Raw genomic sequence first — 20,446 nt, 5'->3', positions numbered from 1 at the left:
AGCCAAGTTGAAAGAGCGGCGCATAGTCGCTTTCCTGTAATTCATACTGACAACGCTTTTCTACAAAATCACCATTTAAATCAAACGGCATGGTTGTTGTTAGACAAACCTTATGCGTGTCATCTTCAATCCCCTCTTCTCCCTCTCCAAGCTCTTTAACAAAGACCCAATAAAAACGTGTTGCTAAAAGACCCTCTAGCCTTGTATTTAAATGCTCTGGATAATCTATCATCTACCCCTCCTAAACAAAATGCCGTGGATAACTACAGCCACGGGCGCCAGCCGATTCATAAATGGCATTCCGTATAATGACTGCACGCAGATGTGAATTGATATTCGTACTATCAGTCCAGTCTCCACCAGCTAACAATGCATACATATCTTTTTTAAACTGTACATTTGGTGATGTTCCAGTTACCGTTTGCATGAAACAAACATCTCTCACAAATTGCCAAACATAACCGCAACCATCTTCACAACCGATATGCGAAATCATCCGTATATTTGCCGTATTCTTATGACCTCCAGAATGTTTTGGTGAAGGTGCTTTTTTGCCTTGAATCACACCACCTTCATTACTTCCATACATCGCAGAGGTAAATTCTGTATTATTGAGCAAAGCCTTCTTAACACGCAGCATATCCGATATGTGATCTGTTTGTAGGCGGTTCGTCGTAATAGGAACATTATACGCAGAGCGGGTATTGTGACCCGTCCCTGACTGAAGATAAATATCAACCCAAAGATCTGTAGAGGGGTCATAAACCATACCTTCTGGTGAACTATGCGGACGGTGATTGAGACACCAAACTGAATTGGGTAAAATATCCCCTGCTCTATAACCAGACAATGAATGACCGGAAATCGTACCAACATCCGCACAGAGCGTATGGAACCCTCCTATCTTTCGCGAATTACTCACTGTGTAATTCCTTGGATACGTAGAGTTTTCTGATAAAACAAATTTATGAGACTGTCCTCCATCAGAAACCAAATAAACATAATAATCCTTCCCCGCCGAAATAGAAGAAACGTTTATTATTGTATCTGCCGTATAACTTGCAACCAAAGTATCATTGCCTAATGCCAAGGTTATACGCGTTCCTTTCTAGCTTATTATAAGCGTTTTTTTAATAGAAAACAGTGAAATATTTGAAGACAGTTATTTAACATTGGATATTTTTTACAAAAAATTCTTTTTATAAAGAATAAAACTGTAAAAAAGAGAATAACCAAAAACAAAATGATATTGTAAAATAATGAGAAGCTAATTTTAGAAAATACAGCATTACTATCTTTTGTTATTTCTCACAAATTTAATGCTTAAAATCTCAAAATAAAACTTTTGAACATAAAATGATAAGTAAAAATAATGCAACAATATCAAACAAAGGGATGTATGTTATAAGTCACTCGTATATTTCAAAATGCGAGTTCTAATAGGATTTAAAATATTATAGCTCAAACACTGCCCAGCAAATTCATACTGAAAAAATCCTATTATCCCCTTCCCTCTTAATAATGCCGCCAAACATCTCTAAAAACTTTAAAACAAATAAAATTGCACTTTCTCTTCTGTAAAATTGATCATGCTCTTTGCTCTCTATGAACAATAGGCTCTATACTTGCTTCAAAAAACTCCTTTGTATAATCGTGTTGCGCATGTAGATTACGCAATTCATCATTGCTAAGCTCTTCAAGAATAATCCCTTTATGCATAATTCCAACACGTTCACAAATATGTGCAACAACAGCAAGATCATGGGATACCATTAAGTAAGTAAGCTTTTTTCTCACGCGCAGTGATTTCAACAAATTTAAAATTTCAGCCTGTACCGACACATCCAATGCAGATGTTGGCTCATCAAGCAATAACACCTCTGGCTCAATAATTAAAGCACGTGCAAGAGCAATACGCTGACGCTGCCCTCCAGACAACTCATGAGGATAACGATAAAGAAATGAAGAATCTAAACCAACGGAATCTAAAGCATCCTCCACACGCTCTCTTTGATTATCCATCCCATGGATTTTGAGCGATTCAGAAAGAACCGTATGGACCATTTTTCTTGGATGCAGCGAAGCATAAGGATCTTGAAAAACCATTTGAATACAGCGTAAAAAATCCTTACTTCTTTTCTTTTCAACTTCTTGTCCAGCAAAAAGGAACTTTCCACTATAATCTGGAATGAGCCCCACCAATGTATTCAAAATAGTTGACTTTCCACATCCAGATTCACCAATCAAACCATAAGCTTCACCACGCTTAATATGAAAATTAACATTTTTAACAACTGTTACTGCCTTATGCCTGTGCCCAAAAGTTACAGATAAATTAGAAACATCAATAATATTCTCACAATTTGTCATGAGGAACCTCCTCAACACCATTAACAATCGTAGGATTATACAACCAATCAGGATCACGCTCAGGAACAGCCAAAATATCAACTGGATTATCAAGCCGTGGCAAACTCGCGAGCAACGCCTTTGTATAAGGATGACAAGCGTGAGACAAATCAGAAGCAGGCAACTCTTCTAACACACGGCCCGCATACATCACCAAAATACGATCACAAAAATCAGCAATCATATTTAAATCATGACTAATGAAAATAAGTCCCGTTCCAGATTTTGTCACAAGTTCATCTAATACAGATAAAACTTGTCGTCTGACCGTAATATCAAGTGCAGATGTTGGCTCATCGGCAATAATTAAATCAGGTTTTGGAATGAGCATCATTGCAATCATCACGCGCTGCCCCATCCCCCCAGATATTTCATGAGGAAAGAGACGCATCACATGTTCAGGATCACGAATATGAACAGATTCTAACATAGATATGGTGCGCTCCCTCGCTTCAGCTTTTGAAACACGGTAATGAATACGGTAAGCCTCCATAATCTGTTCCCCGATCCGTATTAATGGATTAAGTGAATATTTTGGATCCTGTAAAATCATTGAAATACGTTTCCCACGGATTTTTCGCATCTGAGGTTCACTTGCAGCCAATAAATCAACATCCTCAAAGCGCATTTTTTTAGCTTTAACAATGGCTGCTTTTGGACTCAACCTTAGTATTGCGCGCCCAGTCATCGATTTTCCAGATCCAGATTCACCAACAATTCCAATTTTTTCTTTTCCAACAGAAAAACTAACGCCACGCACAACTTCTGAAATGCCGCGCGTTGTAGGAAAAGAAATACGTAAATCTTCTACTTCTAATAATTTATTACCCATTGCGTGGATCCAATACATCACGAAGACCATCACCTAAAAGGTTGAAAGCAAGACTTGCAAATAATATTGCACAGCCTGGTATTGCCGCCAACCACCAATTTGTCATCATAAATTCCCGCCCTGAAGAAAGCATCGCACCCCATTCAGGACTTGGAAGTTGAGCTCCCAACCCTAAAAAACCAAGACCAGCAGCCGTTAAAATAATTCCAGACATATCCAAAGTTAATCGTACAATCACTGAAGGAATACACATGGGTGCAACATGAAACAAAATAATTCGCCAAGCAGAGGCCCCTTGCAGGCGAACTACAGAAACATAATCAGAAGAACGTATTGTCAAAGTCTCAGCACGTGCTAAACGTGCAATTGGTGGCCATGCTGCAATTGAAATTGCAATAGAAGCATTTTCGATCCCTGGTCCCAATGCGGCTGAAAATGCAAGAGCTAAAATCAAACCTGGAAAAGCAAGAAAAATATCGACAATGCGCATGAGCACAGTATCAACCCATCCGCCCATATAACCAGATACAGTTCCAACAATAAGCCCTATTGGACCTACAATAACTGTTGTAAGAAAAACAACATAAAGAGTAATACGGGAACCAAAAACAAGGCGACTAAAAATGTCACGTCCCAATTCATCTGTTCCAAAATAATGCGCCATAGAGGGTGGCTGCAACCGATGCCCTAGATCATTGCTAAGAAAATCATGCGTAGCAATCCAAGGAGCAAAAAATGCACATATGATAATAATACAAATAATAAGCAGACCGAATACAGCCGAAAAGTTATGAAAAAACTTAGCCAGTGCGTGATAAATTCTTTGTATGTTCGCTTGAATTATGGAGTTTGGAACAGGATCGTTTAACCAACTACCCAAAGAAGATGATGATTGCGATTTATGATGATTACTTACTGTCATATTCAACGTGTCCTTGGATCAAAAATGCGATAAAGCAAATCAGAAAATAAATTAATGGCGACAAAGATAAATCCTACAAGCAAAGTACATCCTACAACTGCATTCATATCTCCGGCTAAAAGAGCATTTGTCAAGTAATGTCCAAAACCAGGCCAAGCAAAAACTGTCTCAGTTAAAACAGCCCCTTCTAATAAAAAAGCATAAGAAAGTGCAACAACGGTAATAATTTGAACAGCAGCATTTCGAAAGGCATGCCCCCAAACGGTTCGCGCCCACGATAATCCCTTTACACGTGCAGTAATGATATATTCCTGATTAAGCTGCTCAATCATAAACCCACGAGTCATACGGCTAATATAAGCCATAGCACCGAAAGCCAAGATCAAAGCAGGCATAATAACGTGACTAAAAACATTACCAAAAGCCTCCCATTGTCCTTGGCTTGCAGTATCCCAAAGGAAAAATCCTGTTTTTGGTTCAAAAGAATATTCATAAAGAAAATCAAGTCGTCCTGGGCCACCAATCCAGCCAAGCTTGGCGTAAAATATTAACAACGCCATTAATCCGAGCCAAAATGTTGGAGTAGAATAACTTACAAGTGTAAAAACACGGACAACATAATCAATAAATGAATCGCGATACATTGCTGCAAAAACACCAAATGGAATCCCAAGACTTGTGCCAATAACAATAGCAACGGTTGCAAGCTCTAATGTTGCAGGAAATACACGCATAATATCGGCTAGAACAGGTCGCCCAGAAGTTAAAGCATCTCCAAAGTCAAACAAAAATACATTATGAAGATACTTCCAATATTGGACAATCAACGGCTTATCAAGACCCAGCTTATAATACATTGCATCATAAGCTTCCTGACTGATATTATCACCAAGAATAGACAGAACTGGATCTAGAGGAAGAAGATGACCAAGAAAAAAAGTGATCGTCACCAACCCAAGCAATGTGATAAAAACTGAAATAAGAAGTTTCAATCCTTTGCATAAAAAATCCCATAAAAATAATTTTTTCTGCTTTTCTGATACAGCTCTTTCAGTCTCTGAAAGTGGCAAAACCATTATAAAAATCCCCTCTGTAGCGACAAAACATAAAGCAAATACCTTTTTATATAACAAAACAATCTCTTATTAAGCATGTTCTACAATCCTTTTCTATAACATGCTTCTTTTTATTTTTCTGCTTCATTGTAATAAAGTCTATAACTGTTCCAAATCCATTTTTTGACATCAGGCCCCATACCAACGGTATAATATGTCTGAAATAAATAAACCATAGGACCATGCTCTAGCACATAATGCTGTAAAGTACGATATTGCATGATACGCTTATTGGGGTCTTTCTCAAACAAAGCATCCATCACCATGTTATTAACATTTTCATCATAATACCCAGCGCGCCAAGCTAAATACATATTGTGCTTTTTTGTAAATGTTGGATCAGGGTTAAACACGTGATTTAATGAAGCAGGATGTCCATCAGGATCGGCACTCCCCCACCCCATAAGTGCAGTATCATAATTTCCACCACGTACACGGCTCAACAATTGATTTTGTGCCATTTTTTCAATTGTAAGCTCAACACCAATTTTGCGTGCATTGGCTTGAATAGACTGTGCAACAGACGACATATAACTAAGGCTTCCAACTAAAAGATTAGCTTTAAACCCATTAGGATAACCAGCTTCAGTAATCAGTTGTTTTGCTTTTTTCAAATCCAACTGAAAAGGCAACCCTTCTTTTTCATCCAACGCACCTGGAACACCCAAGGACATATAAGTTGCCCGAGGAATAGCAATCCCTTTCAAAACAGTTTTCCCAAGACCTTCATAATCAACTAAATAACGGAGTGCCAATCTGACCTTTTCATTCGCAAAAATTGCATTCTTATTATTTAACGATAGGTAAATAATCTGCGGACGCAAAACACGACTAATTTTGACTGGTCCTCCCTTTTTTTCAAGATCTAAAATATCCTCTGAAGAAAGATCACGCACTATATCCACATCACCTTTTTCCAAAAGAAGTCTTTGACTTGATGAATCCGCTACATGCTGCACAACAATCTGCTTAATTTTAGGCACATCGCCCCAATAATGTTGTGTCGCCTCTAACACAACTTTATCTCCTGGAGACCAGCTCACCAATTTATAAGGTCCAACACAAGCTGAATGTGTTGCTAAATATTTGTTCCCCATATCACCTTTAATACTCTGTGCTTCAATTGTTTTCCGATCAAGCAAAGCAGAAGCATAAGATTGTCCAATAACAGTCAATATGAGCTGAATAGGATAGGGTTTATCTAATTTTAATTGTAAAGTCTTATCATCAAGAGCCTGAATATTTGTTTCAATATTGTTTTTGGTAAATCCATAATCCATTAAAGATTGAGCATAGCTTAATCCTAATTTTATAATCCGCCGCATCGACCATACCAGATCTTGCGCTGTAGCCGTCCTTCCGTCATTAAACTTTAAATCATCACGAAGATGAAAGACTATTCTTTTGCCATTATCTAAAACGTCCCAAGATTTTGCCATAGCAGGACGAATTTTTGTAGGATCATGCTCATCATATTGTACTAACGCGCTGCAAATATTCGTCAATAACTCACTCGTCACAACCTCAACAGTTTGCGCTGGATCAAAACTACTAATTGAATCAATATTCCATGCCATTACCAATATATCTTTAGATGAGGCACTGAATGCCGATGTTACAGCCCCATTAAAAAAAACGATTGAGCTTAATAAAATAGAAAATTTTTTTAATATTCTTTGTTTTCCCATTTTATCTCTTCCTTTTGTATTCTTCTACCTTTTCACACAAAGTGATTGTGATTTTGCTCTTTCACCTTTTAAATAGCATAGCATTAGACATCAATTTCATTTAATCAAACTAAGCATCTATAAAATAATTTTCTTGTACATCAGTCTATATTCGGGATGCAGAGAATCTATAACCATAAACAAAGATCCTCCCCAATATAACTTTCTATATTCATCGCTCCCTATAAACGATCTTAATTATATACTGCTACTACACAAACATCCCTCACGTTTCATCCTTAAAAAACTGAAGAGCTTTATATGGGAGAATATTTTCATCATGCAATTATGATTAAGCTCTTTTTAGCTTTGATAACACTAAAAAGACACACTTATTTTTCAATTTTACTATAAAAAATACGCGGCGCACTATTCCAAACCCATTTTTTGACATCAGGTGTCATCGCTATAGCGCTATATTGCTGATAAATAAACGCATAAGGTCCTTTTTGCATCAGTTCACGTTGTAAATCAGCATAAAGTTGCGCCCGTTTTTGCGGATCTTTTTGAAACAATGCTTCTTCAACTTTTTGATTCATCTCGGCATCAAAATACCCATGCTTCCAACTAGGATAGGCGGTATTTTTTGCCTCAAACCGATTATCAGGGTTATAAACAAGACGTGAAGCCATTGTATGGGGATCCGCAGAATCGTTATTCCATCCGAGAAAAGCTGTATCAAAAGCCCTTGCATTCACTTTTGAAAACAACTGTGTACCTGCCACACGTTCAATTTTAAGACGCACCCCGGCCTGTGCAGCACTATCCTGGAGTGACTGAGCAAGTAACAAAGTATAAGGAGCATTTGATACGAGAAAATTTGCCTCAAATCCATTCGGATAACCAGCCTCTGCTAAAAGCTGCTTGGCTTTTGCAACATCAAATGTAAAGGGTTGCCCCTCTTTTTCATCCAGAGCCCCAAAGTTACCAAGAGGAATAAAACTTGCCCGTGGAACACCAATCCCTTTGAGAAGTTTCTTGCCAAGACCTTCATAGTCAATAAGATAACGCATCGCCAAGCGTACTTTTTCCTTAGCAAAAATGGGATTTGTCGTATTAAATCCCCAGTACATCATAGTTGGTTCTAACACTCTATCAACTTTAATATCTGTTGTTTTTTGCAGATCAGCAAGATCTTCAGGGGTCAAATTACGAGCAACATCAATATCATGTTTTTGCAACAACAAACGTTGTGTTCCTGACTCCACAACATGACGAATGAGAATCTGCTTCAGTTTAGGCGCTTGTCCCCAATAATGGGAACTTGCACGTAACAAAAGCGCTTCTCCAGGGCGCCAACTTTTTAACTGATAAGGACCAACACAAGCAGCATGACTCTTCAAATACTGATTTCCCAGATCGCCATCTTTTTCGTGCTTCATAATTGTCTTACGATCAAGCAAAGCTGTTGCTGGACTTGCAACAATATTATTAAGAATAAGCTCTGCTGGATAAGGCTTATCAAATTTCATCACCACTGTTTTCTTATCTGGGGCTTGCAAAGCATCATCAACATTTTGCTCTGTAATTCCATATTCATTAAAAATTGCCGCATTGGTCATCTTCAATTTGACAATCCGCTTCATACCCCAAACAAGATCATTGGCATTGGCTGATCGCCCATCATTAAACTTCAAACCATCACGCAAATGAAAAGTAATCACCGTACTGTGATCATCCCCTGAAACATCCCAATGTGTAGCTAATGCCGGAACCATTTTAGCAGGATCATCCGTTGCGGTACTGACCAAACTATCACAAACATTGCGGACAATTTCACTTCCATAAACATCATTAAGTTGGGCGGGATCAAATGTACTAATTGCATCAAGGTTCCAAGCCATCAAAAGAGTATCAGCCGGTGTTTTTGCTGAAACTTGTTGTGCAACTATCCCCAGTGCTATAAAAGCAGAAACAAGAGAGCTGCTATTCTTTAATATCTTTTTCTTCAAGTTCATAAACTTTCCCCTTTATTTATTTTTTATCAATTAATGACGCTGAAATAATATAGCAAATTTATAATTATAACATTGAATAAATACGTTTTAATCGCCTATATTTCTAATCACCTATACAGAGTCATCATAAATTCATTGACTTACGTCTCAATAAACCATAGCAAACATGCAATATATGTTTTGCTAACCAGTATTACATTCTTTTCATAACATCTTTGCATATGATAATGCACTATATCAGTTCCCTATTAATCATCAATAAGCCTTGTCGCCCCAAAAAATAGTGAGCTTTTAAAAAATCATTACGCAACAATTTATGAATTCATTATTCTATTCCTTTAGGCGATATTTAAAATAAAATATGCAAACTTTAAAAATAGTCATCACCCTCAAACACTCAATTTCAAGATACGACGCATCTTTATTACATGACCAAAACGGCACTGAAACAGCAGAAAGACATAAGAAAATATCTTTTCTAAAACGCCACCCCCACAAAAATCTGCTTAATCTTTTGAAAACTAAGTGCCAAAAGTTTTACGTTTTTACCAACAAAACCAAACGCGTTAACAAAGATAAAGGAAAAATGAGAAGAATCATTCCCTCCACGCTTTATCTTTTGAGATAATAAAGCTTACAATCAAAAAAATATACACTAAAATGTATCTCCCCATTGATAAAAACAAAACTCATTAGACGCTCCCCCAAAGACATAACGAATATAAACCCTTCTAAACTTTAGTGTGCATCATTGCTTTACCACTATAAAGATAGAACAGAAAACAACATACCGCAATAGAACTCTCGTTTCCAGCGGAAACATACAGAGATTCAACGAAGCAATGTAGTGGATACAAACTTGCATAAGCTTCATCATCTTCCAAAAAATTGGAGCGCACACGCGGCAAGATCACACTCTAATAGAGAAAAACTATCAGATAATAAAACCTAACACAAGCAGCTTGAGTCATTTAACTTCAATTTTTCATCGCTGCATTTCATTTTTATTGCTTAGGTAAGCATTGAGCAATCGATCTATATACAAATAACCAACAGCCATACAAGCAAAGTAAAAGAATGCAACAACAGCACCCCATCTAAAAAACACTTTGCATTCGTCAATAAACATGAATAAAATATTCATTAATTATAACGGTCATGTCATTAACAGAAATAAAAACACCTCTTCTGAGACCATTACCAATGCTAAAGACTGTTGCACAACATTGAGAGCTAGTAAATGTGTGATGATGCCGATTTGTTCCTTCATAAGCTTAAAGATGGAATGCACAATGGGTTTACTATCATACTATTCACGAACAGCGTTGCAAAATGGGCTTTGGTGTAACTAGATGTTTCTTTAAAATATACAAGACATTACCATTATCTAACTCGAAATACATGACAATTAGATATCACTTCTTTTTGCATCTGTTTTTTCATCTTCAAAATTATCGCTTTGTCGTTTTGATTGCCAACAACCGTAAAAAATCATCAATCTTGTATAAGTTTGTATATTTCAATTATCTTATACAGTGGAGTGCATAATCTGTACATTTATTAAATAATTCAATTATTAGCCTATTGATCATTGCTTTCACGAACGCAACTTTACCAATTTATCGACAAAAACATCCTTCAAGATGATCATTGACAATCCCTACGGACTGCATAAAAGCATAACAAATCGTTGGACCAATAAATGTCCAGCCACGTTTCTTTAAATCTTGAGAAAGACGAAGAGAAGCAGGTGTTATGGGATGAGCCGACAGTGTTTGAAAGTCTATCTTTTCATAATGTTCTGATTGTGGTGGCTGAAAAGACCAAAAATAGTGGGTCAAGCTCCCCCACTCTGTTATAATTTCTTGTGCTCTAAGTGCATTATTAAGTACTGATCGAATTTTTCCTTGATGGCGAACAATATCTTTGTTCTGCATCAACATTTGCACCTTTAACTCATCATAATGAGCAATTTTTTCAAAGTCAAAATGATCAAATGCAATGCGAAAAGAAGAGCGTTTTTTTAAAATTGTCAACCAAGAAAGTCCAGCTTGAAAACCTTCAAGACAAATTTTTTCAAACAAACAAATATCCTCTACAACAGGCTTTCCCCATTCATTATCATGATAAGCACAATAAAGTGGATCAGTTCCGGCCCATGCGCAACGAATTTTTCCATCCACTCCCTTAAGAAGACCTTCCGCAAGCATAGCACTCACCGTAAAACAGAACGCCACCCAGTTGCACATTCACGGGCTCATTTAAAAAAACATCCCTCAAAGAGCACCCACTTCCATTTCACGGCGTCGACCATGAATGATATAACGATAAAACCATTGAGCGTCCCCATCTTTACGTTTGTGAAGAAGCAAGCCAGCACCATCATTATATTTGCCATCTCCCAATGTTGCAACAGACCTTGCATTAAAACGGTTCATAAGAGCCATTTTTAGTCCTTTCTTGTACAGTTTTTACCCTCATGGGGCCCCCACTTGTAATGTGCAAGCAAGTGGTTTTGATTGATTCAAGATACACATATTTGCAATGAGAGAATCATACGTTATTCGGAGCTCTAATTCAATATGAATAGTGCTAAATTAGCTAATATAAATCAATATGTTGTTGTATTCAAAAGAGGGTTCCTTGATCATCGCTAGACGATTTTATTTGCTTGTGTTTTGAACGTTTAGCAGAAACAGGCTCTTGTGTTGCAACACTGATATCACCATCAAAAAAACGTAAATTTATTTGCCCCGTTTCAGGAAACTGTACCAACCGTTTGATGGGCTTATTCTCTTTCCCCAAAGCCAAAACAAAGCCGCGCTCCAAAATATTCTGATACGAAGTGCTTCTTAAAAGCCTAGAGGCTACCTCTAACCCAGCCCGTTGTTTTTCAACATTGCGCACAAAAGCACGCTGAAGACGTGCAGTATATTCCTTCGTATTGTGTTCTGCTTTTTCAGTATTAAGTAAACGCAGTGAAAGACGCACACCAAGTGCATGAAAAGAAAAACGTTTTTTATCATAGCTTACACAAAGAGCACGCTGCAAACGACTTGAAATTTCATCAAAACCTCGCCGTGGTAGAGCAAAAAGTTGATCAGCAGTCGGAAGAGCTCTTAGAGTAGCACGCAGTTTTTGTCGATAAAAATCAAAATAACGCGCAAGTCCCGTACGCAAACGTGCACCAAGCGATGCCACTAGCACCTCGAGATCAAGCTTAACAGGAACAGCCCGCTCTGCTGCGGCTGTGGGAGTTGGAGCGCGCCAATCAGCCACATAATCAATCAAGGTCCAATCCGTTTCATGCCCAACAGCAGAAATAACAGGAAGAGAAGAGTTATAAACAGCACGAACAACGGCTTCGTCATTAAATCCCCACAAATCTTCTAAACTTCCCCCTCCCCGTGCAACAATAAGAAGATCAGGCTTAGGAACAACGCCTCCTAAAGGCAACGCATTAAAACCTTCAACAGCAGCAGCGACTTCCCTCCCACTTGTTTCCCCCTGAACACGTACAGGCCAAACCAAAATATGCAACGGAAAACGATCGGATATACGGTGAATAATATCACGAATAACAGCACCTGTTGGTGATGTTACAACGCCTATAATTCGAGGCATATAAGGCAAAGTTTTTTTCTTTGCTTCATCAAATAAGCCTTCTTCTAAAAACTTTTTTTTACGATTTTCAAGAAGTGTCATCAAAGCACCAACCCCTGTTGGTTCAAGAGCTTCAATGACAATTTGATATTTTGATGACCCTGGATACGTCGTAAGTTTACCAACAGCGACCACTTCCATCCCTTCTTCAGGAGGAAATTTGAGCTTTTCCATCACTCCACGCCAAATAACAGCTTCCAACCGCGCCTTATCATCTTTTAAAGCAAAATAAGCATGTCCTGAAGCATGAGCACCACGGTAACCTGATATCTCCCCACGCACCCGTACATAACTAAACTTCTCCTCAACAACACGCTTTAAAGCCCCTGCTATTTCGGAAACAGTAAATTCCGCAACATTCGTTGCACTTATTTTTTCATCAAATAAATTTGCCATTTTTCAATTCACGGAAATTGAAATATTAAGTCTTAACATTCACACAAACACATTTTTAATTTTAATGAAATTAACCTCCTCCCAACATCTCAAAGGATGGAGATTTCTACCAGTCCACCGGACTAGCTTCTCACAGGGCAAGTTCCACTTTCTGACCACTCATGCGGTTCACTGCATAGGCGCGACAGCCCAAACCCTGCCCTGTACTGATCACGGTATCTAAAAACACTTAATATGTAAAGCTTTTCATGCTTTATATCACCGCTCTAAACAACAGTGTTTTATGGCGTAATAGGATAAAAGAGCTCTTTAAATAGCGTATCTTGAAATTACATTCTATACACAACATATCAATGCGTTACCGATAAGCTTCAACGTTTTGCAAAATTCTTACCCCCATACAAAACGCTGAAGTTATCATGATTTCATTCTTGTTGTATTTTACAGCATTAAAATCCACTTATTTTTCAATTGCACTATAAAAAATACGTGGAGCACTATTCCAAACCCATTTTTTGACATCCGGTGTCATCGCTATCGTGTGATACGTCTGATAAATAAAAGCATAGGGTCCTTTCTGCATAAATTCACGTTGCAAATCAGCATACATTTGCGCCCGTTTTTGTGGATCTTTTTCAAATAAAGCATCCTGAACCTTTTGATTCATCATTTCATCCAAATACCCATGGCACCAACTAGGATAGGCGGTATTTTTTGCCTCAAACCGATTATCCGGATTGTAAATAAGACGAGAAGCCATTGTATGAGGATCAGCAGAGTCATTATTCCATCCGAAAAAAATCGTATCAAAAGCACGTGCAGAGAGTTTTGAAAATAATTGTGTCCCCACAAAACGTTCAATTTTAAAGCGCACTCCCACTTTTTTTGCATTATCTTGGAGAGACTGAGCAATAGGCAAAGCAAAAGGATAAGGAGATGCCCCTGCAAAAATATTGGCCTCAAAACCATCTGGGTAACCAGCCTCAGTTAACAGCTGTTTTGCTTTTTGCAGATCAAGTTTAAAGGGTTGTCCTTCTTTTTCGTCCAAAGCTCCAAGATTACCAAGAGGAATAAAGCTTGCCCGTGGAACACCAACATCTTTAAGAAGCGTCTTACCGAGTCCTTCATAGTCAATAAGATAATGCATCGCCAAACGCACTTTTTCATTGGCAAAAATTGGATTCGTCACATTAAATCCCCATATGATTACAGATGGCTCTAATACTCTTGCAACTTTAATATCCGTTGTAGCTTGGAGATCTGCTAAATCCTCTGGCAACAAATTACGTGCAACATCGATATCGTGTTTTTGCAACAATAAACGTTGTGTTCCAGGCTCCGCAACATGGCGAATTAAAATCTTATTTAATTTAGGTGCCTCACCCCAATAATTGGAGCTTGCACGCAACAAAATCCCTTCTCCAGGACGCCAGCTACTTATCTGATAAGGACCAACACAGGCAGAATGGCTTGCCAAATACCGATTTCCCAGATCACCATCTTGTTCATGTTTCATAATTGTCTCACGATCCAACAAGGCAAGAGTACGACTAGTGGCAAAATGGCTAAGGATAAGCTCTGCTGGATAAGGTTTATCAAATTTCATCACCACCGTTTTCTCATCCGGTGCTTGAAAAGCCTCATCAACATTTTGTTCTGTAATACCATATTCATTAAATGTTGCCGCAGTAGCCATCTTCAATTTAACAATCCGCTTCATACTCCAAACAAGATCATGAGCATTAGCAGGACGACCATCGTTGAACTTCAAACCATCACGCAAATGAAAAGTGATCACCGTTTTCTGATCATCACTTAAAACATCCCAGCTTTTTGCCAAAGAAGGAATAACTTTAGCTGCATTATCTTTAGCGGGGTCAACTAAATTATCACAAACATTGACAAGAACTTCATTCCCATAACGATCATTGATTTGCGCTGGATCAAATGTACTAATTGAATCGAGATTCCAACCCATCACAAGAGTATCAGCGGGTGTTTTTGCTGGAACCTGTTGTACAACCATCCCCAGTGCTATAAAAGCAGAAACCAGAGAGCTGCTCTTTTTCAATATTTTCCTTTTCAAGCTCATAGACTTTTCCTTTTAAAGTTTATTGTATAAATTTTCCACGCAACACAAACATATTTAAATAATAAAATGAGACGATACATAAGCGCCTCAACAAAGTATTCAAACTTTCAAACACCACTACTTACCAATCACTCCTCCTGCCCACACTTATAAGCCAAACCAAAACGTGCAATGGCAAACACTTTTGCTATACAATAAACGCTTACCAGTAACAGAGCCTATTCATGAGAGCATAATGCTATGATTAAAGACTATCAAACCTCTATTGTTTTTCTCTCTTGTTAAACAAGTTTCCCCTTGTTTTTTCTGATGTTTTTTTAATGTCACCAAAGCACCCCCTGTTGCTTCAAGTACTTTAATAACAAAAAGCCTTCATCATAATTTAACGTTTCGATCAAATAGAAAAATTCATCACTTTGCCAAGTGCAACGACTTTTATTCCTTCTTCAAAAGGAAATTTGCAATTTCTCATCATTCCCCGTAAAATAACACCCTCCAATTGGCATCTTACCATCTTTCAAAGTAAGAAACATAGACACCATAAAAAACTGATATTCCTCGTACCTTCTCCATAATAAAACTTTTCTTCACCATTGCAAAGTCTTTGCTTCTTCAGCAATGCTAAAATTCCGCGACATTTGTTGCACTAGTTTTTTAGCAAATAAATTTACCACTTTTCACTTCACAGAAGTTGAAATATTCAGTTTTAACATCCATACCAACACATCTTTAATGAAAATGACAGATCCCTTTTAAAATAGAAATATTCAACAACATATCCAATCATTCCCCATGATCTCCAGCGTATTACAAAGTTCTTGAATACTATGCAAAACGCTGAAGTTATTATGATTTCATTTTTGTTGTATTTTACAATATTTAAAGACACACTTATTTTTCAATTTTACTATAAAAAATTTGTGGCGCACTATTCCAAACCCACTTTTTGATATCAGGCGTCATCGCTATAATGCTATATTTTTGAAAGATAAACGCATAAGGTCCTTTTTGCATCAGTTCACGTTGTAAATCAGCATAAAGTTGCGCCCGTTTTTGCGGATCTTTTTGAAACAATGCCTCCTCAACTTTTTGATTCATCTCGGCATCAAAATACCCATATTGCCAACTAGGATAGGCGGTGTTTTTTGCCTCAAACCGATTATCAGGATTATAAACAAGACGTGAAGCCATTGTATGGGGATCCGCAGAATCGTTATTCCATCCGACAAAAATCGTATCAAAAGCCCGTGCATAAAGTTTGGAAAACAACTGTGTACCTGCCAAACGTTCAATTTTAAGACGCACCCCTGCCTGTGCGGCACTATCTTGAAGTGACTGAGCAACCAACAGCCTATAAGGAGCATTTGAGACAAGAAAATTTGCCTCAAATCCGTTCGGATAACCGGCCTCTGCTAAAAGCTGCTTGGCTTTTGCAACATCAAATGTAAAGGGTTGTCCTTCTTTTTCATCCAGAGCCCCAAAGTTACCAAGAGGAATAAAACTTGCCCGTGGAACACCAATCCCTTTGAGAAGTTTCTTGCCAAGACCTTCATAGTCAATAAGATAACGCATCGCCAAGCGTACTTTTTCCTTAGCAAAAATGGGATTTGTCATGTTAAATCCCCAATACATCATGGATGGCTCTAACACTTCTTCGATTTTAACATCTGTTGTTTTTTGCAGATCTGCAAGATCTTCAGGGGACAAATCACGAGCAACATCAATATCGTGCTTTTGCAACAATAAACGTTGTGTTCCAGGCTCCATAACATGGCGAATAAGAATCTGCTTCAATTTAGGCGCCTCGCCCCAATAATGGGAACTCGCACGCAACAAAAGAGCTTCTCCAGGGCGCCAACTGCTTAACTGATAAGGACCAACACAAGCAGCATGACTCTTCAAATACTGATTTCCCAGATCGCCATCTTTTTCGTGTTTCATAATCGTCTTACGATCAAGCAAAGCTGTTGCCCGACTTGCAACAATATTATTAAGAATAAGCTCTGCTGGATAAGGCTTATCAAATTTCATCACCACTGTTTTTTCATCAGGAGCTTGCAAAGCATCATCAACATTTTGCTCTGTAATTCCATATTCATTAAAAATTGCCGCATTGGTCATCTTTAATTTGACAATCCGCTTCATACTCCAAAGAAGATCATTGGCATTGGCTGATCGCCCATCATTAAACTTCAAACCATCACGCAAATGAAAAGTAATCACCGTACTGTGATCATCCCCTGAAACATCCCAATGTGTAGCTAATGCCGGAACCATTTTAGCAGGATCATCCGTTGCGGTACTGACCAAACTATCACAAACATTGCTAACAATTTCACTTCCATAAACATCACTAAGTTGAGCGGGATCAAATGTACTAATTGAATCAATATTCCAAGCCATCACAAGGGTATCTGCGGGAGTTTTTGCTGAAACCTGTTGTGCAACCATCCCCAGTGCTATAAAAGCAGAAACAAGAGAGCTGCTATTCTTTAATATTTTTTTCTTCAAGTTCATAGACTTTTCCTTTTAAAGTTTATTCCATAAATTTCCCACACAACAAGTACATGCCTAACAATAAGGCTAAATGATCCATAGGCTCCTAAAACAAAGTATTAAAACCTTCAAACAACACCCCTTACCAACTCCTCCTTCTGCTCACACTTATAAGCCAAAACAAAACATGCAACGGCAAACACTTTGACATACAATGAACACCCACCCATAACAGAGCCTATTCATGAGAGCATAACGTTGACGATTGAAGACCATCAAACCTCTATTGTTTCTCTCTCTTATTGAACAAGTTTTCCTCTTGTTTTTTCTGACGTCTTTTAAATGTCATCAAAGCACTCCCCTTGTTGTTTCAAATGCTTTAATAACAAAAAGCCTTCATCATAATTTAAAGTTTTGATCAAACAGGAAAATGCGTCAATTTGCCAAGTGCAACAACTTTTATTCCTTCTTCAAAAGGAAATTTGAAATTTTTCATCACTCCCCGTAAAACAACACCCTCCAATTGGCATCTTACCATCTTTCAAAGTAAGAAACATGAACATCATAAAAAAACTGATATTCCTCGTACCTTCCCCATAATAAAACTTTTCTTTACCATTGCAAAATCTTCGCTTCTTAGCAATGCTAAAATTCCGCGATATTCGTTGCTCTGACTTTTTAGCAAATAAATTTACCACTTTTTACTTCATGAAAGTTGAAATATTCAGTTCTAACATCCATACCAACACATCATTAATGAAAATGACAGAGCCTTTTTAAAATAGAAATATTCAACACCATATCCAGTCATTCCCCATGATCTCCAGCGTCTTGCAAAGTTCTTAAACACTATGCAAGACGCTGAAGTTATTATGATTTCATTTTTGTTGTATTTTACAACATTTAAAGACACACTTATTTTTCAATTTTACTATAAAAAATTTGTGGTGCACTATTCCAAACCCACTTTTTGACATCAGGTGTCATCGCTATAATAGCATATTTCTGATAGATAAACGCATAAGGCCCTTTTTGCATCAATTCACGTTGTAAATCAGCATAAAGTTGCGCTCGTTTTTGCGGATCTTTTTGAAACAATGCCTCTTCAACTTTTTGATTCAACTCAGCATCAAAATACCCATTCTGCCAACTAGGATAGGCGATGTTTTTTGCCTCAGACCGATTATCCGGATTATAAATAAGACGTGAAGCCATTGTATGAGGGTCCGCAGAATCATTATTCCATCCGATAAAAGTCGTATCAAAAGCCCGTGCATTCACTTTTGAAAACAACTGTGTACCAGCCATCCGTTCAATTTTAAGACGCACCCCCGCCTGTGCGGCACTATCTTGAAGTGACTGAGCAAGTAACAGCGTATAAGGGGCATTTGATACAAGAAAATTTGCCTCAAAGCCATTCGGATAACCAGCCTCTGCTAAAAGCTGCTTGGCTTTTGCAACATCAAATCTAAAGGGTTGCCCTTCTTTTTCATCCAAAGCCCCAAAGTTACCAAGAGGAATAAAACTCGCCCGTGGAACACCAATCCCTTTGAGAAGCTTCTTACCAAGACCTTCATAGTCAATAAGATAACGCATCGCCAAGCGTACTTTTTCCTTAGCAAAAATAGGATTTGTCATGTTAAATCCCCAATACATCATGGATGGCTCTAACACTTTCTCGATTTTAACATCTGTTGTTTTTTGCAGATCTGCAAGATCTTCAGGAGTCAAATCACGAGCAACATCAATATCGTGCTTTTGCAACAATAAACGTTGTGTTCCAGGCTCTGCAACATGGCGAATAAGAATCTGCTTCAATTTAGGCGCCTCGCCCCAATAATGGGAACTCGCACGCAACAAAAGAGCTTCTCCAGGGCGCCAACTGCTTAACTGATAAGGACCAACACAAGCAGCATGACTCTTCAGATACTGATTTCCCAGATCGCCATCTTTTTCATGCTTCATAATTGTCTCACGATCAAGCAAAGCTGTTGCCGGACTTGCAACAATATTATTAAGGATAAGCTCTGCTGGATAAGGCTTATCAAATTTCATCACCACTGTTTTTTCATCAGGGGCTTTTAAAGCATCATCAACATTTTTCTCTGTAATTCCATATTCATTAAAAATTGCCGCATTGGTCATCTTTAATTTAACAATCCGCTTCATACTCCAAAGAAGATCATTGGCATTGGCTGATCTCCCATCATTAAACTTCAAACCATCACGCAAATGAAAAGTAATCACCGTACTGTGATCATCCCCTGAAACATCCCAATGTGTTGCTAAAGCGGGAACCATTTTAGCAGGATCATCTGTTGCGGTACTGACCAAACTATCACAAACATTGTGAACAATTTCACTTCCATAAACATCATTAAGTTGTGCGGGATCAAACGTACCGATTCCATCAATATTCCAAGCCATCACAAGGGTATCTGCGGGAGTTTTTGCCCAAACCTGTTGTGCAACCATCGCCAGTGCTATAAAAGCAGAAACAAGAGAGCTGCTATTCTTTAATATTTTTCTTTTCAAGCTCATAGACTTTTCCTTTTAAAGTTTATTGTATAAATTTTCCACGCAACAAGCACATGCTTAATAATAAGGTTAGATGATCCATAAGCGCCTCAAACAAAGTATTCAAACTTTCAAACACCACCCCTTACCAACCACTTCCCTGCCCACACTCATAAGCCAAACCAAAACATGCAACGGCAAACACTCAGACATAGAATGAACGCTCACCCATAACAGAGCCTATTCATGATGTCATAACGCTGACGATTGAAGATTATAAAACCACTATTTTCTCTTTCTTGTCGGGCAAGCGTGTTTC

13 protein-coding genes and 1 pseudogene are annotated in these 20,446 nt (G+C 38.0%); all 14 read right to left on the bottom strand.

Annotation, left to right across the window (positions count from 1 at the left end; genetic code table 11):
• The coding region (locus ACFIMU_RS07620) for a hypothetical protein (protein ID WP_375696975.1) at positions 1 to 232 on the bottom strand (232 nt) is incomplete at its 3' end.
• A 9-nt stretch (positions 233 to 241) separates the two neighbouring features.
• Positions 242 to 1,090: a hypothetical protein gene (locus ACFIMU_RS07615; protein ID WP_375696974.1), complete on the bottom strand. Its 849-nt coding sequence runs from the start codon at positions 1,088 to 1,090 to the stop codon at positions 242 to 244.
• Between the two features lie 497 nt (positions 1,091 to 1,587).
• Entirely contained in the window at positions 1,588 to 2,370 is a 783-nt protein-coding gene (locus ACFIMU_RS07610; protein WP_273790734.1) for an ABC transporter ATP-binding protein, read from the bottom strand.
• Entirely contained in the window at positions 2,357 to 3,241 is an 885-nt protein-coding gene (locus ACFIMU_RS07605; protein ID WP_273790733.1) for an ABC transporter ATP-binding protein, read from the bottom strand. Before ACFIMU_RS07605 ends, ACFIMU_RS07610 begins: the two co-directional genes overlap by 14 nt.
• Positions 3,234 to 4,163, bottom strand: a complete 930-nt coding sequence (locus ACFIMU_RS07600) for an ABC transporter permease (protein ID WP_273790732.1) — start codon at positions 4,161 to 4,163, stop codon at positions 3,234 to 3,236. The genes ACFIMU_RS07605 and ACFIMU_RS07600 overlap by 8 nt, the downstream gene beginning before the upstream one ends.
• A gap of 2 nt (positions 4,164 to 4,165) precedes the next feature.
• Entirely contained in the window at positions 4,166 to 5,239 is a 1,074-nt protein-coding gene (locus tag ACFIMU_RS07595; RefSeq protein WP_375607280.1) for an ABC transporter permease, read from the bottom strand.
• 110 nt (positions 5,240 to 5,349) lie between these two features.
• Positions 5,350 to 6,966: an ABC transporter substrate-binding protein gene (locus ACFIMU_RS07590; protein ID WP_375686682.1), complete on the bottom strand. Its 1,617-nt coding sequence runs from the start codon at positions 6,964 to 6,966 to the stop codon at positions 5,350 to 5,352.
• Between the two features lie 371 nt (positions 6,967 to 7,337).
• Positions 7,338 to 8,963, bottom strand: coding sequence for an ABC transporter substrate-binding protein (locus ACFIMU_RS07585; RefSeq protein ID WP_375610798.1), 1,626 nt, complete (start codon positions 8,961 to 8,963; stop codon positions 7,338 to 7,340).
• Between the two features lie 1,619 nt (positions 8,964 to 10,582).
• Entirely contained in the window at positions 10,583 to 11,173 is a 591-nt protein-coding gene (locus tag ACFIMU_RS07580; RefSeq protein ID WP_375615367.1) for a DNA-3-methyladenine glycosylase I, read from the bottom strand.
• 8 nt (positions 11,174 to 11,181) lie between these two features.
• Positions 11,182 to 11,410: pseudogene (locus ACFIMU_RS07575) on the bottom strand (Arm DNA-binding domain-containing protein); the annotation flags it as partial.
• A gap of 181 nt (positions 11,411 to 11,591) precedes the next feature.
• Entirely contained in the window at positions 11,592 to 13,022 is a 1,431-nt protein-coding gene (gene xseA / locus ACFIMU_RS07570; RefSeq protein WP_375696973.1) for an exodeoxyribonuclease VII large subunit, read from the bottom strand.
• A 460-nt stretch (positions 13,023 to 13,482) separates the two neighbouring features.
• On the bottom strand, positions 13,483 to 15,114 hold the full coding sequence (locus ACFIMU_RS07565; RefSeq protein WP_375696972.1) for an ABC transporter substrate-binding protein: 1,632 nt from the start codon (positions 15,112 to 15,114) through the stop codon (positions 13,483 to 13,485).
• Between the two features lie 891 nt (positions 15,115 to 16,005).
• Positions 16,006 to 17,631 carry an ABC transporter substrate-binding protein gene (locus ACFIMU_RS07560; protein WP_375696971.1) on the bottom strand — a complete coding sequence of 542 codons (1,626 nt, stop codon included), beginning with the start codon at positions 17,629 to 17,631 and terminating at the stop codon, positions 16,006 to 16,008.
• Positions 17,632 to 18,525: 894 nt separating this feature from the next.
• A complete protein-coding gene (locus ACFIMU_RS07555; protein ID WP_375696970.1) occupies positions 18,526 to 20,151 on the bottom strand; it encodes an ABC transporter substrate-binding protein in 1,626 nt (541 codons plus the stop codon).
• Positions 20,152 to 20,446 lie beyond the last annotated feature (295 nt).

The sequence above is a fragment of the Bartonella sp. AC70YNML genome (assembly GCF_042196545.1).
GTDB lineage: Bacteria > Pseudomonadota > Alphaproteobacteria > Rhizobiales > Rhizobiaceae > Bartonella.
The sequence above is the reverse complement of the archived record's forward strand: the minus strand, read 5'-3'. Positions and strand labels throughout refer to the sequence as shown.